The following is a 24,916-nucleotide window of genomic DNA, read 5'->3' on the forward strand; positions in this document are numbered from 1 at the left end:
TTCCAACTTAATGATTTCACTAAAGTCCACTCCTGATCTTCTTTGAATTGATAATATGTTGGTGCCTTCATGTTGCAAATTAAGTCATTCCAGTATCCCCTCCAAAGGCATAATGTGCGACCATGGTCTTGGGTTCCTGGTCGCTATGTAGAGATATTTTTACCTAGATACCCATAGGTGTCTAATTATTAAAACACATCTATACTTAATATGTCGTATAAAATGTCGTCAAATTGAATAGTTTTGTTAAAACTTTTTTAATATTTTACGTACTTATGGACATATGAAAGTAAGAAGTAGGTATTTAGAACTGTTTATTTAAAATAATTCCCATTTTTTAGTTTCATTCTGTATTCTATAACATGGTGGGTTAAAAAACATCCTAAAACATTGAAAAAATAGTGAAAACGACAGAAAACGGACTTTCTTTTGCCACACAAATCAGATATCAGGGAGGAGAATCTAACCAAGAATGTACATAAGCAACATTATTGATACATGTGAAGCAGAGAAACAGGCCAAGTTTCCCAGTTGAACACGTCATGCACAGATATACATCGGAAGCGGTTTTATCTATAATAACTACAGTATGCATTTCTCAAATCATGAGCAGGCGGGGGTTTATAGATGAATCTTAAACAGATAGCAGCTGAGCGCGCGGCAGAGTATGTTCAAGATGGAATGAAGGTTGGATTGGGTACAGGGTCAACGGCGTATTACGCTATTTGTCGAATTGGTGAGCGAGTACGTGAAGGGTTGAACATTCAGGCTGTAGCTACTTCGGAAGCATCGGACAAGCTTGCCAAAGAGTGGGGAATTCCGATCGTTCCATTTGATCAAATTGGACGTCTGGATCTGACCATTGATGGTGCAGATGAAGTAGATCCTGAGTTTAACCTGATCAAAGGTGGCGGCGGTGCGCTTTTACGTGAGAAAATTGTAGCTGCAAACAGCGACAAACTGATTATTGTGGCCGATGGCAGCAAAGCCGTACAAAAGCTGGGAAAATTCCCGTTGCCAGTTGAAGTGGTTCCGTTTGCTTCAGAGTGGACCTTCCAGGCGCTGGAGAAACTCGGGTGTCATCCAGAATGGCGTATGGATGGGGATCAACGTTACCTTACGGATAATGGCAACCTCATTGCAGATTGCCGCATGGAAGCCATAGAGCATGCTGCAGAGCTTAACATTCAGTTAAATATGCTCCCAGGTGTTGTCGATAATGGACTGTTTATTAAAATGGCGGACACCGTCATTCTTGCGAAGGATGATGGCAGCATCGATGAGCGTCATCGTTCATGAACGGAAAGTGAGGTCATTGCATAGATGAGGGAAAACCCGTTAGTGGATGGTGAGATTGTTCTTCGATGTGTGGAGAAAGAGGATCTGACTGAACTCTATGAATTGATCTACAGTGAAGACGTACCGGAATGGAAACAATGGGATGCGCCATATTATGCCCTTGAACATGAGAGCTACGAAGACTTCGAACGGAGCATGTTAAGAAGACTTGGAGCAACTCAGAACAATTCTGATCCGGACTCCATTCGAATTATTGAGCTGAATGGCCGAATCGTCGGTACAATCAGCTATTATTGGGAACATCGTCCATCCATGTGGCTGGAAATGGGAATAGTGTTATATCGATCAGCCCAATGGGGGCGCGGGATCGGCACGCGAGTACTTCAGATGTGGTCCAGTCACTTATTCGAGCAATTGCCCGTGGCCCGGGTTGGATTGACAACCTGGTCAGGCAATGAAAGAATGATGCGTTCAGCTTCGAAGGCGGGACTGCAGGTGGAAGGACGTATGCGCAAATGCCGCATCGTGGATGGCAAACATTATGATTCAATTCGTATGGGAATGCTGCGCGAAGAGTGGGAGCAGATGAAATCTGCAGGCGCAGGTCGAAATGTAAACAACTGATGGAGGATTAAGAAATGCCGAACAACGAGGACAATCGGGAACTGTCTTTACAATTATTTGTGGTTCTCGCTCGCGCATACAATTCCGTTACATCCAGGTCCAACCGGGATATCCAGAGTCATGGACTGAATACAACAGAATTTGGCGTGCTTGATTTGTTATACCATAAAGGGCCGCAGGCGTTGCAAAAGATCGGTGAGAAAGTGTTAATGTCCAGTGGCAATATCACGTATGTTGTGGACAAGCTTCAGAACAAAAATCTGCTGATTCGTCGAGCATCCAAGGAAGATCGGCGTGTCATATACGCTGAATTGACGGAGGAAGGAAGACATTTGTTTACACAAATCTTTCCTCAGCACCACCAGGTGATCATTGATGCGGTGGATGGACTGGAACCTTCGGAAAAGGCAGATGCGATTCGTTTGTTAAAAAAGCTTGGACTCGCTGCAGAGGGGAAAACTGACTTGCGTTAATAACGCAGGTCAGTTTTTTTATATGAATGTATGCCATTCGTCGTTCATGTATAATGAATAGAGGGATTGTATTTGAACGGGGAAGATCGAAGCTGCTGAAGCTTTTGCAAACGATTGGATGAGTGAAGCCTTCGTATAAGCAGTATGGCATAATTCGCGATTAGGAGAGTGATCATGTGATGTCTAATGAACATGGCAAGATGAAATCATCGCACAGAACGATTGAATCGTTATCCAATCAGATGATTCACGGTAAGGAGAACCAGAAGCAGATTCGTACATCCCTTCCGATATCAATCTTGCTAGCAGACGATAACGTCATCAATCGGCAGGTTGTGCAGATGCAGCTCAAAAAGCTGGGCATGACCGAAGTGCATACCGTCTCCAATGGGGAAGAGGCTAGTGAAGCTTTTCTCAGCAATAAATATAGTATGATCCTGATGGATAACATGATGCCTGTAATGGATGGACTGGAGGCGACACGCCATATCAGAGCTTTAGAACAGGATAAGATGTGGCATCCCACTCCGATTATTGCGATGACAGGAAATGTGATGGATGGAGAGAAAGAGAAATGTTTTGAAGCCGGGATGGATGATTTTATTGGTAAACCCTTCACCCTTGAAGCTCTAAACAACGTGATCCAGAAGTGGCAACCATCATCCATGTCTGAAGAAATTACGAAACGATAAATAATATACATACATGTTTCACGTGGAAGATCGACTGAAAGAGAGGGAAATGTTCATGTTATTATACAGCCTTGCCGTTCTGGTCCTAATCGTTCTTGCCTTACTATGGTTAGGTGGACTTTACTTCTTCAAAACCGCCATTCGGCGTGCTCCAAAATCATTTTTGGTTGATAATCCGAATCTGATGCCCGAACCGGATAACGAAATAATCAGCAGTGCTTCTGACTTGACGTGGCTTGATACGCAGCCAACCGAAGATATATATATTGAATCACATGATGGATTAAAGCTGCATGGAACATGGCTTCCTTCCCACTACGGATCGCAGCGACCAACGGTTATCCTGGCCCATGGCTATTCGGGAAAAGGCAGAGAAATGGCGGGTTTTGCCCGCTTTTATGCTGAAAAACGGGGCTACAATGTGTTGATGCCGGATGATCGGGGTCATGGCCAAAGTGAGGGCAATATCATCGGATTCGGCTGGCTGGATCGTAAAGATTATGTTCAATGGGTCCATTGGGTTCTGAGCAAGGTTGGTACGGAGACGGAGATCATTTTGCATGGAATTTCGATGGGAGGCGCTACAGTATTGATGACAGGTGGTGAAGCTCTCCCTGATCAGGTAAAGGCCATCGTATCGGATTGTGCTTATACCTCCGTGAAGGAGGAGCTGACCTTCCAGCTCAAGCAGCTATACAAGCTGCCCGCATTTCCGTTTATTCCCGTTACAAGTTTCATTTCCAAATGGAAGGCGGGCTACTTCTTTGGGGAGGCATCGGCACTAAATCAACTCGCCAAAGTTCAAGTTCCGGTTCTTTTTATTCATGGTGAGGCAGATACGTTTGTACCGACGGAAATGGTCTATAGACTATTTGAAGCATGTCCGACAGAAAAGGAACTGTTGACTATTCCCCGTGCGGGTCATGGAACAGCATTTCAAGTGGATCGTACCCGATACGAGCAGGTACTTGAATCCTTTTTGACAAAGAACCAGCAGCATTCTCCTGATTCCAATTAAGCATCCTGGGTATTAAGTAGAAGATGTACTTAAGGGGAGGTGCGAGATGCCCTATACACCTAGAGTTTGTTCGTATTGTCAGCCTGAACAACCGTACATGATTGAAAATGATGAATTTATATTGGATCGATATTCAATTGTGTTGCTTGTTCTGATGACACTGTTTCTTCCTCCCGTAGCCATGACCATCGGCGGCGTGATGTTATTTAATGACAATACGTATAAGCAGGATACGGGTAAATTGTTCGTCACCGGGGCATTTGTAGTGATGGTTATTCTCATCATTATTCTGTTTGCAGGTTCGGGGACATTGACGATTAACATCTAAGCTATGGAGGTGCTTGTATGGCAAATGAACAATTTGAGGCTGCACGGAAAGCAGAGGCAGGTTACCATTCTAACTTCTATCAGAATAATGAATTATTCGCGTCCGGTACCTGGATGGCGAGACCCATGCCGATGGTTATGGATATGCTTGAGCGTTTGCTTACCCATAAGACAGAGCTGCGTGTTCTCGATTTGGGATGTGGTGTAGGCAGACATACGATACCCATTGCGCAGCGTCTTGGGCAAACAAATAGTGAAGTTATCGGGGTGGATTTGCTGGATGAGGCTGTAGATGGACTTCGTAAATATGCGAAAGAATATCAGGTTGATCATATCGTGCAAGTAGAGAAGGCGGATGTTGAGCATTACGCTGTCAAGCCGGATCATTTTGATTATATTGCTGCTTGCTCTTGCCTGGAACATGTTTCAAATAAACAAGCCTTAGTGGAGGCTATTGAACGTTTGCAAGTGGGAACTCGTACAGGCGGCATTCATTGTATCACGATGAGTACGAGTGTAGAGGAAAAGGAAATCAACACAGGCCGGGAGATTAAGCCGTTGATTGAATTGAATCTGCCCACAGCTGAGGCTATAGCATTGCTGGAGAAGGTTTATGCTAATTGGAACATTCTGCTTCAGGAACATGTAACACAGACGATCGAAGAGGAAAAATATGATGAACCGACACAGTTCCGTTGTGAACTGCTTCGTTTCGCTGCACAGAAGCAATAGTAGCCTGCCGGGATCGCGTAGTAAGGTCCCGGTAGTTCGTATTACTCGGCAGCTTAATAGAACATCACGAGAAGCATCATGGGATAGGGGACATCATCACACCAGAACATGGGGGATCAGAATGAGTACATATGTGATTGGCATGGATGGCGGGGGAAGTCATACACGTGTGGCATTGGCCGATGAGAACGGAAAGGTTTTGTCTTATGTGCAAATAGGCGGTTGCAACCGCTATCATGATGCCAATGCAGAGCAGAACGTATTGGAGGGCATCGCTGAAGCTATTCGCAGAGCTGGGCTAGAAGTGGATCAGATTGCTTCCATTCAGGCGGGGATGGCAGGCCTGGATCAGCCAGAAGATACAGTCTGGGCTGAAGCTTTACTCGCTCAAACCGGGATATTAGGCAGAATCAGCGCAGTAAATGACACGCATATTGCACATACGGCAGCCTTTGGCGGTGAGCCAGGCATCGTAGCTATTGGGGGCACAGGCTCTCTGATTCTCGGTAAAACGGAACAAGGGATCTGGCTCCGCAATGACCAGTTCGGCCACTATGCACCAACAGCAGCTCGTTTTTTGGCTTATGACGCGGTGCATTCCATCCTTGCGGGACGTTATGGTCCGCAGGACCAACCCTGGATCGAACAGATATTAGCCTATTGGAATGTAACTTCAATTCCGGAGCTTGCTGCACTGGGCGTATCAGGTTTTGCTGAAAATAGACAGGCCATCAATCGGATATTTGGTCAAATGGCTCCTTTAGTTACCGAAGCAGCAACCGAAAATATTCCCCTTGCGGTCAGAGTATGTGATTCAGCAGCGGATACGGCCGTTGTGGGTATTCTTATGCTTGCATCGTGTTTTAAAGATCAGCAGGTGCGCATGACGCTTACAGGAAGTTGTCTGAGTACACCTTATATGGTGGAGGCCGTTCGAAAGGGGCTGGATGCAGCCTATAAACCGGGTCGACAACAGATTCATTACATTACCAGCCATGTGCCGGCAGTCGGTGGTGCGCTGCTGGATGCATATCATTTGGTAGGAATTCAGGTGCCTGAAGGTATCACGTCTGATCTCCAATCGGAGCTGAAACGGCATACGACTTGAACTTTTAAAGGCTAACGACTACAATACGATAACGGAATCAAGCAAGTTATAGGAGGAATCAGGGTGTTAATTCAATTGAAATCACGCATACAGGAGCCGGAAGTGCAGGAGCTGTTGTCCTACTCGGTCTTTCCCGACCCGGATCACCTGAATCGTGCGTTACAACAGTATGTTAATAAGGACGAGCTGCATTTGGACGGTTATGAAGACGAAGGCCAGCTGATCGGTCTGATTGGATATGAAAGTACAGGAACGAGTGAGATCACTATTCATCACATCGCTGTCCTGCCTGAGAACCGTTTTAAAAATTATGGTCGTGGCATGATTTCACAGGTGCTGGCCAAATATAACCCCGACAGACTGATCGCTGAGACCGATGTGGAAGCGGTAGAGTTTTATCGAAATACGGGATTCGTAGTGTACAGCCTGGGTGAGCTGTATCCGGGTGTGGAGCGATTCCGCTGTGTATTAGAGAAGGACGAGGAGCAAGACGAAGACTAGTAACTGTCTACTACTGTGTAACGTAAAGAGAGCATAATCATAACAGGATGTTGGATTTGGCGAAGCAGCTGAGTCGGACGTCCTGTTTTTTTGTCGTTTGTTTGAAAAAATAGGAAAAACGTATTGCTTTGCAATATAGTTTCATTATAGAATAGTTTCATTGAAGAATAGTTCTATGAGTGAACTATATTTTTAGGGAAGGAGAATGAAGAATGAACACACCGGATGCTAGAAGTTTGGTTAACCGCTATTTGGATGCTTCTTTCCTGGTAACCAAACGGTTTGATACCCAGATACGTGAACGCCTGGGCCAAACCATTACCACAGATCAGTTCTGTGCACTTCGTATGATTGAGGAGAAACCGTTATGTACGCCTTCTGATCTGGCAGAGCTTTTGTGTGTAGGCAAGAGCAGTATCACTGCTCTGGTCAACAAGCTGGTGGATCGGGATCTGGTCCATCGGGCCGGGGATGAGCGTGACCGCAGAGTTGTTTATTTGACCCTGACGGACAATGGACGTGAAGTATACAGGGAAACGGAACAGGAAATACAGCAGCTTCTGGAGCCGTATTTGGTCCATTTCAAACCGGAAGAGGTTCAGAATTTCATTGAATCTTTTGAGAAGCTCGCAGCTTTGCTAACGCATGAAGGAGGACAGGAGAACGAATGAGAACGATTTTGAAAGCGCGATGGTGGTTGATGGGGCTATGGGTCGTTGTGGCCGCCGTATTAATGTTCACCGCCCCTAACATGAGTGAATTGATTCGGGAAAAGGGACAGTTTTCGGTTCCTGAAGGACACTCTTCCACCCAGGCAGCGGCGATTCTGGAAGAAGCCGCTGCACAAAAGGGTGAGCAGCAGGGCAGCCAGTTGGCTCTTGTATTTTATAATCCGGATGGTTTGGGTGCCGAGGGTAAAGAAGAGGCAGAACAGGCCGTTAAGAAACTGGAGGCCGAAAAAGAGAAACTGGGCATTCTGTCCATACTGGAACCGTTCTCTCAACCAGAATTATCAGACAAAATGATCTCTGCCGATGGCAAGACGATCTTAACGTCGCTTTCTATTGATCAGGGAGATCGTACAGTCAATGAAATGCGCGAAGATCTCAATGAAGCTTTGTCATCGGTCAATGTGGAGCATTACATAACCGGTAAAGGTTTAATTGATGAGGATACGGTGGAAAGCTCCCAAGAAGGACTCAAAAAATCGGAGTACATTACCGTAGTATTTATTTTGCTCATCCTATTCCTTGTATTCCGCTCTTTTGTCGCTCCATTTGTTCCACTGCTTACGGTAGGGATCAGCTACATTGTTTCACAGCAGATTGTCGCGTTCCTTGTGGACGGTCTAGACTTCCCTATTTCGACATTTACGCAGATCTTTATGGTGGCAGTCATGTTCGGGATCGGTACGGACTATTGCATCCTGTTGATTAGCCGGTTCAAGGAAGAATTGGCTCATCATGAAAATACGTGGGATGCCATTATTGCTACGTACCGTACAGCAGGCAAAACGGTATTCTTCTCCGCACTCGCCGTGCTGGTTGGATTCATTGCCATTGGTTTTGCTCAGTTTATGTTGTATCGTTCCGCGGTAGCGGTTGCTGTCGGTATTGCCGTGATGATGCTGGCATTAGTCACGATTGTTCCATTTTTCATGGCAGTGCTGGGCAAAAGACTGTTCTGGCCTTCCAAGGGTTCACTGGAACATGCCGAGAGCAAGATTTATGGTGCAGCCGGTCGTTTCTCCCTAAAACGTCCATGGGCAGCCCTGCTCATCGTTGCAGCGGTATGTGTGCCATTGCTGGCAACTTACGACGGCAAACTGTCGTTTAACAGTCTTGATGAGATTGGTGAGAAATATGATTCGGTCAAAGCATTCAATATCATTTCGGACAGCTTCGGTCCGGGTGAATCCTTGCCGGGTCAGGTCGTTATTCAAAATGATGAAGCTATGGATAACGCCAAGTATATGGCGCTCGCCGAAAAGATTAGCCGGGAAGTGGAGAAGGTGCCAGGGATCTCTGGTGTCCGCAGCATGACACGTCCAACCGGTGATGAGATCAAAGATTTTGAAGTGACACAACAAGTAGGGACATTGTCTGATGGTTTGGGCGAAGGTAAAACGGGTCTGGATAAAATCCGTGATGGTCTGAGCGAAGCCAGCACTCAGTTAAGCAAAAATGAACCCCAACTTAAAGAAGCAGCGGATGGGGCTGGAGAACTGACCAAAGGTACTTCACAGTTGCAGTCTGGTATTACACAGCTGTCGGAAGGACTTCAGCAGATTGAAAAAGGCATTCGTGACGGCTCCTCAGGCGCCGGTGATCTAAAAGCAGGTTTGCAGAAAGCCAAAACGAGTGCAGATCAACTTGCACAGGCCAACAATCAGCTGCTTCAAGCCTATCGTCAGGCAGGAGCAGGTGTCGCAGCGCTGGGTGATGGTGTAGGTGAACTGCAACAACAACTCAAAGGTGTATCTACAGCGTTGACCAGCTTGAATGAATCGTTCACAGCGCTTGAAGAGCGCTATCCTGATTTGCTGCAAGACGCCGATTATCAGCGGGTCAAAGGCACCCTTGGTGAAACAGGTACCGGCACAGCACAGCTCGCTCAAGGTTTGGGTCAAATTCAAACCAAGCTAGGCGAAGCCGCGGCTGGAATCAATCAGGCTAACAAAGGCTATGCCTCCGCAGCTTCCGGACAGAAGGCACTTGCCGATGGTCTGGGTCAGATTGTGACGGGAATCAGTCAGTTACAATCCGGTCTCAAACAGGCCGCTGACGGTCAAGGTAAAGTGATTAGTGAAATTCCTTCCATCCAGAACGGACTTGGTCAGCTTCAGGGTGGTCAGGAGAAAATTCAGCAAGGCTTCTCGGATCTGAGTGGTCAACTGACTCAATTGACAGATGGTCTTAATCAGAGTGTAGATGGAATCGAACAGGTTTCAGGTGGACTCGATTCAGCACAGGACTACCTGACACAATTGCAAAACTCACCTGATTCCGATCTGGCAGGCTGGTATGTTCCTGAAGAAGCACTGAATAGTAAGGACTTCACACAGGTATTCGATACGTATCTGTCCAAAGATCGGAAAACGATGACGATTGACGTTATTTTTGCCGAGAATCCATATGGAACTGAAGCGATTGATCGTGTTCCGGATATCGAAGCTGCTGTACATCGTGCTGTACAGGGAAGTGCGCTTGAAAAAGCAGATATTGCCATTGGCGGGGTAACCAGTACATTTGCAGATCTGCAGGAAGTCTCCAACAATGACTACACACGCACAGTTATGCTGATGCTTGCAGGAACGTTTATCATTCTGGTCCTGCTGCTCCGTTCGGTTATTATGCCGCTGTATCTGATTGTCTCGTTGTTGCTGGCTTATTTCACATCCATGGCCCTGACTGAAGCGATCTTTGTGAATATACTTGGGTTCGCGGGCATCAGTTGGGTTACGCCGTTCTTCGGCTTTGTCATGCTTATTGCACTGGGAGTGGATTACAGCATCTTCCTGATGGACCGGTTCAATGAGAACAAAGGTATGAGAGTACAGGATGCCATGTTGTATGCCATGAAAAACATGGGTACGGTCATCCTGTCTGCAGCCGTCATTCTGAGTGGTACCTTTGCCGCAATGTATCCATCGGGAGTTCTTTCGATGATGCAGATTGCGACGGTTGTACTCAGCGGACTGATCTTGTATTCTCTGTTGTTCCTGCCATTCTTCGTTCCTGTAATGGTGAAAATGTTTGGCCGTGCCAACTGGTGGCCATTCCCGAATAAGGAACAGGCAGATTCCGTTGATTCGGATCGTAACATAGGCATGTAATTAAATGATATATGAACAGCCCCGCTGGATTCCCGGCGGGGCTTTCTGTATGGTTTTGAACAATCCTTTATGAAACGGACAAATAAATGTGTATGCCTACGGACACCATCCCGCGCCTTGTCTCCGTTCCTCTCATACGATATATAGGAATTGTATATGGAGTAGTTTATAACACAGCAGAGAGGGGCGGCGGGATGGTATATCGATATGTGGCTATAGGAGATTCATTAACGGTAGGTACAGGAGCGCTGCTGGGCACCGGCTTTGTTCCTTTATATCGGAGAATGGCAGAAACGAATGTGCGTACGTTTGTATCCATGGATAATTTGGGAGTGAATGGACTTACGTCAGGGGAAATGCTGCAGATGATATCCAACAATCCAAGAGTGCGGCAATCGCTGCGTGAGGCGGATATTATTACGTTGTCGATTGGTGGGAACGATCTGATTCGTACATTCAAAGCGAGCGGCGGGATCCCGAATGCAAGTAAGATGACACAGGTGCTTGGGGATACTCGCAGTAACGTGTCCCAGATTATGAGGCATATCCGGCAGTTGAAAGGAAACAGTGTATATATGGTCCGTACGATTGGGTTGTACAACCCGTATCCGCAAGCGGCTGAAGCTGCATATTGGGTGCGGCAATATAATTCCTTTCTGAATAGTGCAGGATCGGGGAACTATGCCTGTGCTCAGGTCTATGACCGGTTTGAAGGGCGTGAACGTGAACTGTTATTTTGGGACAGGGTTCATCCAAATGCAAAAGGATATCGCGTGATTGCAGAACAGTTGAATCGTACAGGATACTATCCATTTGCCTGATCAGCTGGCAGTGAAGCTTAGAATGACTATTACCTCGAAGCTGACTAGACCGAAAGAAATACTTCCGTTAAGATGAGGACATATAGAGGTTGTATTACGTGAGATAAAGGAGTTATTTTTGGTGCACATCATCGATTCAGGTTCCCTAAACGATTCAGAACAGCAGCTCATATCCACCGTTTTATCCTCATATGGCTTCACGTCCAACTGGAAAGCTCAGCGTGGAAAGGGAGGCATGAACAACTCTACCTTCATGGTAGAGATGGGCCAAGAATGTTACGTGCTGAGGCAGTATGAAACGCATAATGATCGAATGAAAATTGCTTTTGAACACGAGGTGCTGTCTGCCTTGTCACGTTCAGAGTTTGAGCTTGATGTGCCTGCGCCCGTTAACCTTCCTGATGAGAAGCATGCAACATTTCTTGCTGTGCAGGATCATTCCTCGGGCCGGAGCAAAATCGTGACGTTGTTCCATTATCGTGAGGGTCATAATCCCGTGTGGAATACACCCGACCAGCTCAGTGGGCTGGGCAGGGCGGGTGGCATGCTGTCTTCCGTTATGGCGCGCCTTCCCATATCCCTGGCTCCCGTTTATCCGCCCTATTATCAGATTCAGGAGGCTTACCCGCTCTGTTCACCGGAGAAATTGTTACAACTATGCACCTCACCCCCGGATACGCTGATGGCATGTGCGGATGACTTGCAGAAGCTGAAGGTTGTATTGCCAAACTTATTCAATACGCTGCGAGGTATGGAGCTTTTACCACATCAATTGGTCCATGGGGATTTGAATGCATCCAATGTATTGGCAGACTCTCAGGATATCATATGTGCTATTTTGGATTTTGAATTTGCCACATGGGATCTGCGGGTAATGGAGCTTGCTGTGCCCATGTCTGACCTTCTGACGATGGACAAGGAGCAGGCATGGATGTGGGAGGCTTTGGAGGGACTGATCCAGGGGTTCAGGCAACAGGTCAGCCTGGAACCAGAGGAGCTGAGCGTGATTCCGGCGCTTATTTTGCTTCGAAGTCTGGATGTCGTGATGCATTTTATCAGTCGATTGTTCGAAGGTACAGATGAGCCTGATGTGGCTGTGCAGCAAATCAGGAAGCTGAGAGAACGGGTAGACTGGATGAAAGGTAATGAGGAACGACTGCGTGAGCTGCTGACCTAGCTCTGCAACATGGGATGTATGACAAAAGTGCACTGATTTCTGCCTTGAGGCAATTATCAGTGCACTTTTTATTTGGTGAAATTTTTTATCACGAATGAATGGAATGGATGCGTACATTTCAAATTCACGACGTCGAATCCATTGCTCAATCTAACGTAATCAAACAGCTTTACAGTCCACGCTTGCGGAACCAGCTGCGAACAGCCCAGCGACGTTCCTGGCGCTTCTTATATTTTGGCAGGGAGCGATACACGTTCAGTGATTGCTCGTAGGCTTGCTTTGCATCTGCAGTACGTCCAAGGGAGCGGTACACCGAGCCGAGCAGATAATATGCTTCACTGGATGAAGAATGAATCTCCTGGAATTGCTGAACGTATGCCAGCGCTTTGTCCCGGTGAGTATCCTTGAACGCACCTGCAAGTGTTAGATAAGGACGTCCATATTTCACTCTTGGATTAATAGCCAGTGCCTGCAAAATATGACGTTCGCCTTCTTCCGTTTGGCCCAGATGAAGTTCAGTTGTGCCCAACGCCTCCCAATATTCGGCTGATTGCTCGTAAGGACGTTCCAGTTCCAGCAGCAAGGCATGAGCTTCGCTATAACGTTTACGTTCAATCAACAGACGGGCCAGATCCAGCTTGGAAGAGACTTCATTCGGACTCATGGCAAGCTGCTGCCGGAGCCGTGAGATGTTACGCATACGTTTAAGTGGCTTCATGAAGCTTGGCATCACTCCGACATAGCGACGATCCAGGAAATACAGAATGATGAGGAAAATAATAACCGCCAAGAACGGATTGCCTACAATCCGCCACAGCAGGCCAAAGATTAGAAATTTAATCAGCACGACAAAGTCAACTCCAATTATGATGTAATCGCATTTCGAACACTTAAAATATATTTGGATTGGTCCAGCGGGTTAACTCCTCTGCGTTTCCGCGTATGGGTCTGATCCGAAGGACAATCCTGGTACCCGGCAAAAGAAGTCGTGAGCACCCCGCGTCCGCTCGTCTCTGAGCGGAGCTTCACCGGATAATCCATGGAGCTTGCCAGAGGCATACGTCCTTCAACGATGCATCGACCGCCTCCGATGATCGGCGCTTCAAAGGTTGCTCGCATATGTACCAGATCACTGAGCGCTTTACCGCCGTACTCCTCGGGGACCGTTAACCGGAAATTCAGAATGGGTTCCAGCAGGGTCGTGCCTATGCTTGCCAACCCGTCCATAATCCCCATCGGCGTGGCTACCACAAAATCCAGTGGGTGGGTATGCCAGACATGATGCTCACCTTCGATTAGCGTAATGCGCAGGTCGGTAACCTCCCACCCCAATAACCCCTGAGATAGCGCTTCGGGAATGCGGCGCTCCACTTCATTCTGATAACGAAGCAGAAGATGATCCGTCCGGACGGTGGATGAGTAGATCAGACCGCTACCACGTGGCAAAGGCTCAATGCTGAATCGAAGAATGGCCCAGCAAGGCTTGGGCATCGTATACGCGATGAATCCTTCCCCTGAAGAACGAGGAGTCTCCTTATAGATGACGGACGGCGGGTCAAATACGACATCCAGTCCGAAACGACTCATCAGCAGGCTGGACAGAATTTCAAGCTGAATGGTTCCCATGACTTTAAGATGCAGTTCCCGTTCTTCAGGCAACCATTGCAAATCGAGCAGGGGATCTTCATCCGTCAGCTCTTGCAGTGCCGCTACAAGGTCAGGATAACGAGCCGTGTCTTTACCATGTACCTGCACGGTCAACAAGGGAACAGCCAGCTGGGGTACAGGAGGCACACCTTCGGGGCTGCCAATAATATCACCAACATGGGTTTCGCTTAGTCCGTACAGTGTGGCGATCTGTCCAGCATGAACAGCACCCGTATCCGCCCATTTCCGACCATCCATTCGGCGAATCTGTGTCACTTTCTCTTCCAGCCCCCGAGTGGAGTTATAGATCGTATCCCGATTATACACACTGCCACCATACATGCGAACATAGGCTGTACGGCCCATCGTTTTATCCCGTTCAATTTTGAATACAACCCCGGATACTGAAGGTTCTTGAGGCTGCGCAGGTGCAGGAAGAAATTCGATGATGGCATCCAGCAGCTCCGTTATGCCGATTCCTTTGCCCGAAGCACCATAACAAATGGGGAACACTTCGCCCTGATGCACCTTTTTGCAAAATGCTTCATCTAGCTGGTCAGCTGGCAGCGTTTCACCATTAATGTAGGCTTCCATCAGATCTTCGTCGAGTTCGGCCAATAATTCAAAAAGGCCGGGGATAGAAGAAGAACCCTTCACTTGCGCATGGCTCTCATTCCATAAAGGAACACCTCTTCATTCATCCGAAAGGTTTGGATTTCGCATACGAAGGGAGAGAGACTGGAGCGGATCTGATCGATAACCGTCTCAGCAGAAGCGCCAACCCGATCCATTTTGTTAATATAAATCAGGGTAGGAATTCCAAGCGAGCGGAGAGCATGCCAGATGGTCTCGCTTTGGGATTGGACCCCTTCCACGGCGGACACAATCAGTACGGCTCCGTCCATAACGCGCAGGGATCGCTCTACCTCAGAGCTGAAATCGATATGACCCGGCGTATCAATCAGATCAATAATCGTATCTTTCCAGATCAAAGAGGTCATAGCCGCCTGTACGGAAATGCCTCGTTCCTTTTCAATATCCAGAGAGTCTGTGGCTGTTGTTCCATCATCTACGCGACCTGGACTACGTACGACACCGCTTTGAAATAACATATGTTCTGTCGTTGTTGTTTTCCCTGCATCGACGTGTGCGAAGATGCCGATATTTCTGCGATTCAATTCGTTTAACATGGGATGTAAGGCTCCTCTGGCAGCAGAAACGCATCGTTTCCGACATTGTAATTCAGTATTATAACATACCACACGAATAGTATGGAAGAATATGTTACACACAGACAAATCTCTACATTTCAGGATGTTGTGACAATCACGTTTGATGCTGATTCTTCATGGTTTTACGGTAGGCAGCGGGTGTGGTACCCGTCAGTTTCTTGAATTGTCGATAAAAATGGGGCAGGCTCTCAAAGCCGCAGGCATCGGCAACAACGGTCATTGTCTCATCACTTCGAAGCAGGTGCTCTTTCGCCATAATGACCCGGCGGGCCAACGCATAGTCAGTTAGTGTCATACCAGTATACCTTTTGAACGCACGGCTGAAGTGCGCCGGGGATACGGCTGCCTGCCGTGCCAGTTCCGGTAAAGAAAGGCCACTGCGCAGCTCTTCATCCATATGAGTCAGCGTAGAGGAGAGCCAGCTTGGTCCAGGAACACTTCTGGCAGGACTTGCAGGACCAACTGCCTCCAATCGCTCCAGATAAATAAGTAAGAGTTGCAACCGCAGCAGAGCGGCGTGGGCACTCAGGTGATGTTCTAACTGGAATTCTGCATGAATGTCGTCAATTAATGCAGCAACCTGGGCTTGCTCCTTGGCATCCAGATGTCTCTTGTACACCCTGCGTTTGCGGCAGCGTTCAAATAGAGAGAGCATGGCTGACGCATTGCCTCCCGCTGTGGAAGCCAGTAATCCTGGACTGAAGAATAAGGCCGACGAAGTCACCAGATTCCCGGCATCAGGCAATGCGCGATGTACCGTGCTGCCAGGAATGATGAACAAATCACCCTCCTGCATGTCTTCAAGACCGGTATCAATGAAAATGGTGCCTTGACCCCGATATACATAAATAATTTCATGCCAGTCATGAAGATGATCCGGCAACTCGTTCTGGGGGGACTTGGTATCTGCATACACCAGACGAAAGGGAATCCCCGATTCCGCCTGAATGGTTGTACGAACGGGCGAACGTTCCATTCGATCTCCTTTCAAAACAGTGCTTACAAAAAAAAAGTGGTTATTTCTGATCATGAAAGAGTATATTTACCGCAATATAAGCAATTAAATTTCCTTTTATTGATGATACAATGAATTTAAAGCGTTTTCAATGGAAGTTAAGCGGCTGTGTGCCGTGCAGCGGGACATCTGATGTTGACAAATAAAACGATGAGGTGAGTGTTCATGTCGGCGAGCACGAAAAGACCAAGGCTAAAGCTGAATCTGCTTGGAAGTGATAGCCAGCGCAAGTGCAAAGAAGTGATGGAACGTCCCGTAAAGGTACTACAGATTGGGGAAGGCAACTTTCTGCGTGGGTTTGCAGATTGGATGCTTCATGAGAGTGCCAGACAAGGCAAATTCCATGGAAGTGTTGCGGTGACCCAGCCTCGGCCTGGGGGAAAGGCAAAGCTGGAACAAATTCGTGATCAGGACGGATTGTATACGATGATTACCCGGGGGCTGTCACAGGGAAAAGCAGTGGAACGGACGGAAATGATCTCGATTTTTTCACAGTGTATTAATCCATACGAAGAATGGCAGGATTTTCTGAAACTAGCGGAATTGCCCTCCCTGGAGTTTGTCATCTCCAATACAACCGAATCGGGATTGAAATATACGCATTCAGAGTACACGCAGGGTGAACCGATACTATCATTTCCGGGTAAGCTGACGGTCTTCTTGCATCAACGTTATCTGCGGTTTGATGGGGACCCATCCCGAGGGTTGATTCACCTGCCGTGTGAGTTGCTTGAGGGCAACGGGGATGTACTGCGCAGTTGTGTGCTGCAGCATAGTGAAGATTTCGGTTATTCTGAAGGCTTCCGTTCATGGATTGAGAACCATAACTTGTTCCTGAACAATCTGGTTGACCGGATTGTCACGGGTGCACCGACTTCGGAAGAAGCCGATTCCCTGACCAATCGCTGGGGATACGAGGATCAACTGGTCAATACGGCAGAGCCATATTATTTCTGGGCCATTCAGGCAGATGAAGCACTGGATAAGAAACTCCCCCTGAAACAGGCGGGACTCAACGTACATTGGGTGAAGGATTTGAAACCTTTTCAGCTGCGCAAGGTTCGTATTTTGAATGGTGCTCATACCCTCATGTCTTCGCTCGGCATTCTGCAAGGCAAGGAACATGTGAGAGAAACGATGGAAGACCCAGAGTTTGGCTCTTGGGTCAGAGAAGCGGTACATCAGGAGATCGTGCCTGCACTGGATATGCCGGATCATTATCTGGATCAGTACGCAGGGGAAGTGTTTGAACGTTTCCTCAATCCGTATATTAATCACAAGCTGCAGGATATTGCATTAAATACAGTAGGAAAGTTCAAGGTCCGTGTGCTGCCTACACTTTTGGCCTATGAGCAAAATCAGGGAACCTGGCCGGCTCGGCTCGTGAAAGGATTTGCGGGATTATTGTGTCTGTATCGTCCAGTGAACACGCCGGACGGTTATATGGCACAACGATTGAACGGTGAGTCTGTCCTGCTTCGGGATGATGCGGATGTACTGGCTGCACTCGCCATACATTGGGATCGTTATGATCCTCTGAAGAGGGATACGCAGCAATTAGACCAGAGTGTCGCTGCTGTATTATCTGATGTATCGATCTGGGGAGAGAATCTGGATGATCGACAGGGGCTTCGCGAAGCACTCGTTCACGAAATTGGTTTGCTGGAAGGTGAGAGTTAATGAACACAACACGTACAGTCAATGACTGGATTGCGATTCAACCGCAGGATGATGTCATTATAGCTCTTCGGGATTATGTAAAAGGGGAAAGTATTATACTGCCAGACAGCACTACTTTTACATTAAGGGAAGATGTGCCCAAAGGTCATAAAATTGCTGTGCATACCCTCGCACCGGGCGAGGATGTGATGAAATATGGTTTTTCCATTGGGATAGCCAAGGAACAGATCGAACAAGGGAGCTGGATTCACAGTCACAATCTGAAAACAGGACTTCACGGTTTACTTGAATACCAGTATCAGCCGGGACCATCTGTCCAGACGGACATGCCTCCGGAACATCTACGTTCATTTGATGGGTATCTGCGTCCTAACGGTGAAGCAGGTATCCGTAATGAAATCTGGATTGTAAATACGGTCGGCTGCATTAATAAAGTATGTGAGGCATTGGCTCGTATGGGCCTGTCGCAGTTCGGCAGCAGGGTGGATGGTGTATATCATTTCCCACACCCATTCGGATGCTCGCAGCTTGGAGATGACCTGAAATATACGCAGCAGGTATTGGCTTCCCTGGTGGAACACCCGAATGCTGGCGGCGTGCTGGTCATTGGTCTGGGTTGCGAAAATAATCAGGTAGACCAGTTCCGCGAATGTATCGCACCGGAATATCAGGGGAAAGTCCGTTTTCTCAAAGCGCAGGAAACAGATGACGAACTTGAGGAAGGACTGCGTCTGATGGAAGAACTCGTGGAGCTCGTCGAACATGAACAGCGTCAGCCGCTACCTTTGAGCAAGCTCAAAATTGGATTGAAGTGCGGCGGTTCGGACGGTCTGTCCGGGATTACGGCGAACCCGCTCGTTGGCTCCGTTGCGGATATGCTGGTTGCTGCCGGAGGTACGGCTATTTTGACCGAAGTTCCCGAGATGTTTGGTGCAGAGACCATTCTGATGAATCGGGCGGCCAATGAGCAGGTGTTTGATAATTTGGTAGACTTGGTGAACGGCTTCAAGCAATACTTTGTGAACCACGGTCAGAATATATATGAAAATCCTTCACCAGGGAATAAAGCAGGCGGGATTACCACGCTGGAAGAAAAGTCTTTGGGATGTACGCAAAAGGGAGGACGTTCTTCCGTAGTTGATGTACTTCGTTACGGCAAACGTGTCACTCAAACCGGCCTGAACATCGTGGAGGCTCCGGGGAATGATCTCGTGTCTGTTACAGCACTGTCAGCTGCGGGTGCGCACATTGTTCTTTTCACGACAGGTCGCGGAACGCCGTTTGGAGGCCCGGTACCTACTGTCAAGATTGCAACCCAATCTGACCTCGCAAATCGGAAAAAGCACTGGATCGATTTTAACGCAGGTCAACTGCTGGAAGGTAAGACGATGGAAGACGTGAAAGTGCAGCTGTTCAGTCAACTGATCGATATTGCTTCAGGACGTGCGCATACGCTTAGCGAGCAGCATGGATTTCGGGAAATTGCGATATTCAAGGATGGAGTTATCCTGTAATTGTACTCGTTCGTTGCTTTATATCTGTTGCATGTATAGTAAAGGTATATACAGCAAATCCCGGTGGCCCTCTTCGGCTTCCGGGATTTGTCGTTTATAAGTATTTCAATCAATGTATCGCAAAAGATTTTTTGATTTTGGTCAGTGCGGCAGCAGAAGTGTGTTTCTCCAATTGCTGTACCAGGAGTTCGCTCGCATCTGCAACGCTGCCCTCAAACGGTTCAATACCTTGACGCTTCATCCAGCAGCCTGAGGTCTCATAAGCAGAGCTGTTCCAAGCGACCTTGCCTTCAGCGAGGCCTTCTTTTTCTTTGGTGCCGCAGATGACAATGGCGCTAATGCCTTGAAGGTCCAGCAGCCCCTGGTCAAATGCTTTTTTGTCCTCTTTGGCTCCAAAATCTGCTTGTGAACGCAGCGTCCGTCCATCAATCCCCTCATGCTTCTCGATTATCTCATACAGTTTGAATGCTTCTCGAGAGAGCAAACCCGCGTCATATTGTTCCTCCATGACTCTGGAGTCCGCTAGCAGACGGTGTACCCATGGGAAATATTCGCGTGAGACAAGAATGGCTTTCTTTTTGAGAAATTTGCCATAAGCAGCGATCCCTTCCTCAGCCAGACGTGAACGCCACAACCAGGGATCAAGCGCGTTATCTTTGTGCCAGTTTTCTTGAGGCGTTATGGAGGACAGTGAAGGGTATTCAGGAAATAAAGGGGCGAGTGGGAGCAGTCCCACAGCCTCTATTCGCTGCACAGCTTCTTCGTAAGTTACGATCGATTCATGCTCATTCATCATGATTTTGGCAAGCTCCTTTTTAGCGTGTGCTACAACGATTATTGTTGGAGGTAAGATACATCTGGTATACTTCCTCGGCATGTTTGCGAATCTCGCAGCGAAGGTTCTCGGGTTCAAGTACTTCTGCTTCACTTCCAAGTCGATAAAAGAATCGTACGGCCCAAGCCCACTCACCGGGAGGGCAGAGAAAGGACAGTTCCCATACATCCGGAGCAATCTCGGTCATCCGTTCGCCAATATGCTTGTCCTGTTCTGCCTCGATCATTCCGCTGTAACTCAGACGTGCGGTAACACGTGTCGGAGAAGGTTCGGGAGATTTCGGTTTGCTGCGCTGTCGCTTTGCCTGTTCTGCCAGCTGTTGTGATTCAAGCATCTCAACCGGTGTAATGTCCAGAATGCGGTCTGCCCTGAACAGGCGCTGTTCACCGTGCTCCTCTGAATACGCTTCACAATACCAGAAACCGGCTGAAGCATACACTCGAATGGGGCAGATCGTTAGCCAGCGTTGACGGGAAGCAGAGCGGTACAACATACGCAGCCACCCTTGTTCCGGGATACAAGCCATAAGCGGTTCCAGATGATGAAGGATGTAGTTTCGTTCGGGAACATCATGCTTCAGTTGTTTGAGCATGGGATCCATCCTTGCTTTGACATCATCCGGAATAATGCTTTTGATTTTGTCCATTAATGTCCAGCGTTTCTCTTGAAAAGGGGTATCTGCATAATGGCTTAGGCCTTCGAGAGCAAAGATGAGAGTAGCTGCTTCAACCGGGTCTAATTGCAGTGGGGGCAGTACATACCCCTCCATAAGTCTGAAGCCGCCTCCGGGACCGGAGATAGCAATGATCGGGACATTCATCTCTGAGAGAGATTGGATATCCCGCAGGATGGTACGGCGGGAAACTTCAAACTTTTCTGCAAGTGAATGTGCCGTTTCGTGACCGTGCTGCAATGCCATAACGATGGCGGCAAGCCGATTTGTTCTATTCATGTCAGCCACTCCGTTTCGAGGGTTGCGCCGCCGGAAAGGATGCTGGAGTGTTCCTCCCATTGTAGCAGTGTATAAGTGACATCATGATTGTCACCAATATTTCGCAGCATTATATTATTTATTCTATACAGTGCAGCGCCTACTTTCGGAGGGCCGCTTCCTTTTCCCGGCGGGGCGTCGTTAAATTGTGTGTCTCGTCCAATTCGCTTCGCTTCTCGGTATTTCCTTCTAACCGATAGCCTCACAAATAATGACAAAAAACCGTATCCGGTCTAAACGGATACGGGAAGTAGCAGATTGAAACAAGTTCAATCATATAATACTTTAAATTTTAACAATTGACACGCTTTTAAGCCACAAATAACGATCAGTGCGATCTCCATGTAACATGTTGTATCATCGATTTTCGAATATTATTTCATTTCAAGCAGTTGTACACCGCGTCCTTCAATCTCGATCGTACCTGAAAGGGACCGATCTGTGAGCAAATCATGAGCCTCTGCTTTACCCAAATCATAGGATTGAGCGGTAGCATTGTGATTCATGACAAACAGGTACTGTTGTCCATCCTTGGTACGAGCAGTCACTTCGACACCTTCCGGAGTATCCAGAAGAGAAGCAATATTTTTGGTTGCAGCCAGTTGTCCCAGCAAGCCGTCCAGGAATCGATCTTCCGGGTCGGAAGCTACGTACCAGGCTTCACCTTGACCAAATGTGTTACGGGTTACCACAGGCATGCCTTTGTAGAAGTCGTCTCCATACTCGGCAATGATCTCTGCACCTTCACTGTGCAGCAAGTCACACAACATGCCGCAACCATAGTCTCCTTGAAGATCGCCATAAGCCTCTTTCATGACCATACGGTTTCTTTGCTCAGGCAGCAGTGCATCAATTTCTTCAACCCAGATACCGAGCAGTTTGCGAAGTTCACCCGGATAACCCCCGGTTGTTACGATATCACTCTCATTGACGATACCACTGAAGAAGGTTGTCAGGAATGTACCACCTGCTTCAACGAACTTCTCCAGTTTGGACGCAAAGCCTGGTTTAACCATATAGAGCACCGGAGCGAGCACGATGTCGTATTTGCTGATATCGGTATCCACACTAACGATGTCCACCTGAATGTTGCGGCGGAAGAAGGCAGCGTAGTATTTGTGAATTTGATCTACATAGTTCAGTGCAACCGTAGGTCCGCTGGATTTCTCGATTGCCCACCAGTTATCCCAGTCAAACACAATCGCGACTTTGGCATCCACAGTAGCATCCAGCGTTTTGTCTCCCAGCAACTGTAACTCCTTGCCCAGCTCCGCGACTTCACGGAATACACGGGTATGCTCATGTCCTACATGTTCAATGACTGCACCGTGATATTTCTCGCAGGCGCCCACAGAGCGGCGGAGCTGGAAGAACATGATCGTATCCGCACCATGGGCAACGGACTGGTAGCTCCACAGACGCATGACGCCGGGGCGTTTCAATGAGTTATAAGGCTGCCAGTTCTGCTGGCTTGGTGTCTGCTCCATGAGCATGAACGGCTGTCCGTCCTTCAATCCACGCATCAGATCATGAGCCATAGCTGTGAAACTTACCGGAGTCGCAAGACCCGGATAGCTGTCCCAGGAGACGATATCCATATATTTGGCCCATTTGAAATAGTCCAGCTGTTTGAAGAATCCCATCAGATTGGTCGTAACGACCGAATCCGGGATATGTTTTTTGATCGCATCATATTCCAGACGGTAACAATCGAGCATACTGTCGGAGTTGAAGCGGGAGTAATCAAGTGAGATGCCCTGGAAGGTGGAATTGTTGTTTCCCCAGTGCTCGCTCAGGTTACTTGGCAGTACAATCTCATCCCAATCGTAGAATGTATGCCCCCAGAAATTGGAGTTCCATGCTTTGTTGAGCTGCTCCAGGGTCTGATAACGTTCTTTGAGATACACGCGGAACGCTTTCTCGCAGTTATCACAATAACAGTCGCCGCCATATTCGTTGGAGATATGCCATACAAGCACACCAGGGTGATCCTTATAACGTTCCGCCAGCTTGTCTGCAATTTTCTCGGAGTATTTGCGGTAGGTTGGGCTATTCGGACAGGAGTTATGCCGTCCACCGAATTTGCGTTTACGTCCATCTGCATCCACACGCAGTACATCCGGGTATTTCTTCGCCATCCATGCTGGATGAGCAGCAGTGCTTGTCGCTAGGCAAATGTAAACGCCGCTTTCATAGAGACTGTTAATTAACTGGTCGAGTCCTTCAAAATTATAAGTGACTTCATCAGGCTGAATCAGTGCCCATGAAAATACGTTGATGGTCGCAATATCAATACCTGCCAATTGGAACATGCGCAGATCTTCAAGATGAGTCTCATGATCCCATTGTTCAGGGTTATAGTCGCCGCCGTAGAACATTTTGGGTAACTTGCTGCTAATCAAATGTGTTCACCTCTTGTATAAGAATAAATCTATACTATATGATGGATATGACTTTTAAAATATAAGAAAAGTAATGAGACATATAAGAATACGGAACTGTAATTTTGCTTTTTGTTCAAAGGAGAGAATCCCTATGCTCATCACACCCGATCATCGGCGCTATTTTATGACCCCACGGGATCAGCCGCTTCCGCTCTACATCGAGAGTATAGGATATAACGGCAATCAGGAGAATGTGTACAGACCTGCTGGATATCCTTGTTATCACTGGCTCCAGACGGTAAAGGGAGCTGGAGAGTTCAGATTTGCAGGTTCAACTGTACAGCTAGGGGAGACATCCGGCATTTTGCTGCCGCCGAATGAGCCTCACGAGTATGTGCGCTCGCAAGGAGAATGGGAGACCCTCTACATTACATTTGGAGGCTCCCAGTGCCCGGCCATTACAGAGTCGCTTGGTTTGGGGGAGGCAGCCCTTCACCAGTGGGACTCAGAGAGCCCGCTTGAATATTATGGCAGGGAAGTGCTGGGTTCCATCAGCAGTGACCAGGATTTGTCCGGTTTGGAAGCGTCAGCGGACATGTACCGATTTCTGATTTTGCTCAAAAAACATGGCATGACGGGCAGTCGTTCTTCGATCTCCCATGCCGTGGAACGGCTGGCTCCGTTAATTTCATTTATGAATGAACACTATGCCGATCCCGAAATCGGTCTTGAACAGATGGCCGCCATACCAGGCATTACGCCTAGGCATTTGAATACCCTTTTCAAACAATCCTTTGGCATGACCGCCTACAGTTATTTCATTCTCCTTCGTATTCGCAAATCGAAAGAATGGATGACAGGGGACAGCAAACTGACCGTCAAGGAAACGGCAGCGAAGGTTGGTTTTCGGGATGCGAGTCATTTTGTGGCTACGTTTCGGCGGATTGAGGGCGTAACTCCTGAGCAGTATCGAACGTTATATTAATCATTCTGAGGTTTAAATGTGCTATA

General features: G+C 47.7%; 23 protein-coding genes. 16 read left to right on the forward strand and 7 right to left on the reverse strand.

The features are described 5' to 3' along the window. Positions 1–627: 627 nt before the first annotated feature. From rpiA to BUA17_RS01025, 13 genes are all read left to right on the forward strand, one after another. A complete protein-coding gene (gene rpiA, locus BUA17_RS00965) occupies positions 628–1,299 on the forward strand; it encodes a ribose-5-phosphate isomerase RpiA (protein WP_064639125.1) in 672 nt (223 codons plus the stop codon). Positions 1,300–1,323: 24 nt separating this feature from the next. Then, positions 1,324–1,923 carry a GNAT family N-acetyltransferase gene (locus BUA17_RS00970; protein WP_064639124.1) on the forward strand — a complete coding sequence of 200 codons (600 nt, stop codon included), beginning with the start codon at positions 1,324–1,326 and terminating at the stop codon, positions 1,921–1,923. A 14-nt stretch (positions 1,924–1,937) separates the two neighbouring features. Next, positions 1,938–2,396, forward strand: a complete 459-nt coding sequence (locus BUA17_RS00975; protein WP_024630132.1) for a MarR family winged helix-turn-helix transcriptional regulator — start codon at positions 1,938–1,940, stop codon at positions 2,394–2,396. Positions 2,397–2,575: 179 nt separating this feature from the next. Further along, the gene (locus tag BUA17_RS00980; RefSeq protein ID WP_072732356.1) at positions 2,576–3,088 is read left to right on the forward strand and encodes a response regulator; all 513 of its coding nucleotides are present in this window, start codon (positions 2,576–2,578) and stop codon (positions 3,086–3,088) included. A gap of 55 nt (positions 3,089–3,143) precedes the next feature. Then, positions 3,144–4,106, forward strand: a complete 963-nt coding sequence (locus tag BUA17_RS00985; protein WP_083584538.1) for an alpha/beta hydrolase — start codon at positions 3,144–3,146, stop codon at positions 4,104–4,106. Between the two features lie 46 nt (positions 4,107–4,152). Continuing rightward, the gene (locus tag BUA17_RS00990) at positions 4,153–4,434 is read left to right on the forward strand and encodes a hypothetical protein (RefSeq protein ID WP_072732357.1); all 282 of its coding nucleotides are present in this window, start codon (positions 4,153–4,155) and stop codon (positions 4,432–4,434) included. Between the two features lie 17 nt (positions 4,435–4,451). Continuing rightward, complete coding sequence (locus tag BUA17_RS00995) at positions 4,452–5,165, forward strand: class I SAM-dependent methyltransferase (RefSeq protein ID WP_072732358.1); 714 nt, start codon at positions 4,452–4,454, stop codon at positions 5,163–5,165. Positions 5,166–5,286: 121 nt separating this feature from the next. Beyond that, complete coding sequence (locus BUA17_RS01000; RefSeq protein WP_072732359.1) at positions 5,287–6,273, forward strand: N-acetylglucosamine kinase; 987 nt, start codon at positions 5,287–5,289, stop codon at positions 6,271–6,273. 63 nt (positions 6,274–6,336) lie between these two features. Continuing rightward, a complete protein-coding gene (locus BUA17_RS01005; RefSeq protein ID WP_063564697.1) occupies positions 6,337–6,774 on the forward strand; it encodes a GNAT family N-acetyltransferase in 438 nt (145 codons plus the stop codon). A 212-nt stretch (positions 6,775–6,986) separates the two neighbouring features. After that, complete coding sequence (locus BUA17_RS01010) at positions 6,987–7,445, forward strand: MarR family winged helix-turn-helix transcriptional regulator (protein ID WP_063564696.1); 459 nt, start codon at positions 6,987–6,989, stop codon at positions 7,443–7,445. After that, positions 7,442–10,609 (forward strand): MMPL family transporter, encoded by a 3,168-nt coding sequence (locus tag BUA17_RS01015; protein WP_072732360.1) that lies wholly within the window; start codon positions 7,442–7,444, stop codon positions 10,607–10,609. Before BUA17_RS01010 ends, BUA17_RS01015 begins: the two co-directional genes overlap by 4 nt. 194 nt (positions 10,610–10,803) lie before the next feature. After that, on the forward strand, positions 10,804–11,430 hold the full coding sequence (locus BUA17_RS01020) for a GDSL-type esterase/lipase family protein (RefSeq protein ID WP_063564694.1): 627 nt from the start codon (positions 10,804–10,806) through the stop codon (positions 11,428–11,430). A 121-nt stretch (positions 11,431–11,551) separates the two neighbouring features. Continuing rightward, entirely contained in the window at positions 11,552–12,607 is a 1,056-nt protein-coding gene (locus BUA17_RS01025) for a phosphotransferase (protein ID WP_083584540.1), read from the forward strand. A 169-nt stretch (positions 12,608–12,776) separates the two neighbouring features. On the opposite strand, the gene BUA17_RS01030 is transcribed toward BUA17_RS01025, so the two are convergent. The 4 genes from BUA17_RS01030 to BUA17_RS01040 all read right to left on the reverse strand — a co-directional run bounded on the left by BUA17_RS01030 (position 12,777) and on the right by BUA17_RS01040 (position 16,462). Beyond that, positions 12,777–13,454 carry a tetratricopeptide repeat protein gene (locus BUA17_RS01030; RefSeq protein WP_072732361.1) on the reverse strand — a complete coding sequence of 226 codons (678 nt, stop codon included), beginning with the start codon at positions 13,452–13,454 and terminating at the stop codon, positions 12,777–12,779. 17 nt (positions 13,455–13,471) lie between these two features. Continuing rightward, the gene (locus BUA17_RS01035) at positions 13,472–14,911 is read right to left on the reverse strand and encodes an elongation factor G (protein WP_244552049.1); all 1,440 of its coding nucleotides are present in this window, start codon (positions 14,909–14,911) and stop codon (positions 13,472–13,474) included. Then, on the reverse strand, positions 14,908–15,444 hold the full coding sequence (locus tag BUA17_RS31500; protein WP_244552050.1) for a GTP-binding protein: 537 nt from the start codon (positions 15,442–15,444) through the stop codon (positions 14,908–14,910). The genes BUA17_RS01035 and BUA17_RS31500 overlap by 4 nt, the downstream gene beginning before the upstream one ends. Before the next feature lie 136 nt (positions 15,445–15,580). Further along, the gene (locus tag BUA17_RS01040) at positions 15,581–16,462 is read right to left on the reverse strand and encodes an AraC family transcriptional regulator (RefSeq protein ID WP_072732362.1); all 882 of its coding nucleotides are present in this window, start codon (positions 16,460–16,462) and stop codon (positions 15,581–15,583) included. 204 nt (positions 16,463–16,666) lie between these two features. On the opposite strand from BUA17_RS01040, the gene BUA17_RS01045 reads away from it, so the two are divergent. Then, entirely contained in the window at positions 16,667–18,181 is a 1,515-nt protein-coding gene (locus BUA17_RS01045; protein ID WP_072732363.1) for a tagaturonate reductase, read from the forward strand. Then, positions 18,181–19,695, forward strand: a complete 1,515-nt coding sequence (locus BUA17_RS01050; protein ID WP_072732364.1) for a UxaA family hydrolase — start codon at positions 18,181–18,183, stop codon at positions 19,693–19,695. The genes BUA17_RS01045 and BUA17_RS01050 overlap by 1 nt, the downstream gene beginning before the upstream one ends. Before the next feature lie 109 nt (positions 19,696–19,804). Here the strand turns inward: BUA17_RS01050 and BUA17_RS01055 are convergent, their stop codons facing one another. The 3 genes from BUA17_RS01055 to BUA17_RS01065 form a co-directional block, all read right to left on the reverse strand. After that, positions 19,805–20,491 carry an AlkZ-related protein gene (locus BUA17_RS01055; RefSeq protein WP_072732365.1) on the reverse strand — a complete coding sequence of 229 codons (687 nt, stop codon included), beginning with the start codon at positions 20,489–20,491 and terminating at the stop codon, positions 19,805–19,807. A gap of 19 nt (positions 20,492–20,510) precedes the next feature. Further along, positions 20,511–21,482 carry a helix-turn-helix transcriptional regulator gene (locus BUA17_RS01060; protein WP_072732366.1) on the reverse strand — a complete coding sequence of 324 codons (972 nt, stop codon included), beginning with the start codon at positions 21,480–21,482 and terminating at the stop codon, positions 20,511–20,513. Positions 21,483–21,895: 413 nt separating this feature from the next. Next, on the reverse strand, positions 21,896–23,923 hold the full coding sequence (locus BUA17_RS01065; protein WP_072732367.1) for a beta-galactosidase: 2,028 nt from the start codon (positions 23,921–23,923) through the stop codon (positions 21,896–21,898). 133 nt (positions 23,924–24,056) lie between these two features. Between BUA17_RS01065 and BUA17_RS01070 the strand changes: the two genes are divergently transcribed. After that, entirely contained in the window at positions 24,057–24,890 is an 834-nt protein-coding gene (locus BUA17_RS01070) for an AraC family transcriptional regulator (RefSeq protein ID WP_063564685.1), read from the forward strand. Positions 24,891–24,916: the final 26 nt, after the last annotated feature.

It is taken from the genome of Paenibacillus sp. ov031, from assembly GCF_900143165.1.
Lineage (GTDB): Bacteria > Bacillota > Bacilli > Paenibacillales > Paenibacillaceae > Paenibacillus > Paenibacillus marchantiae.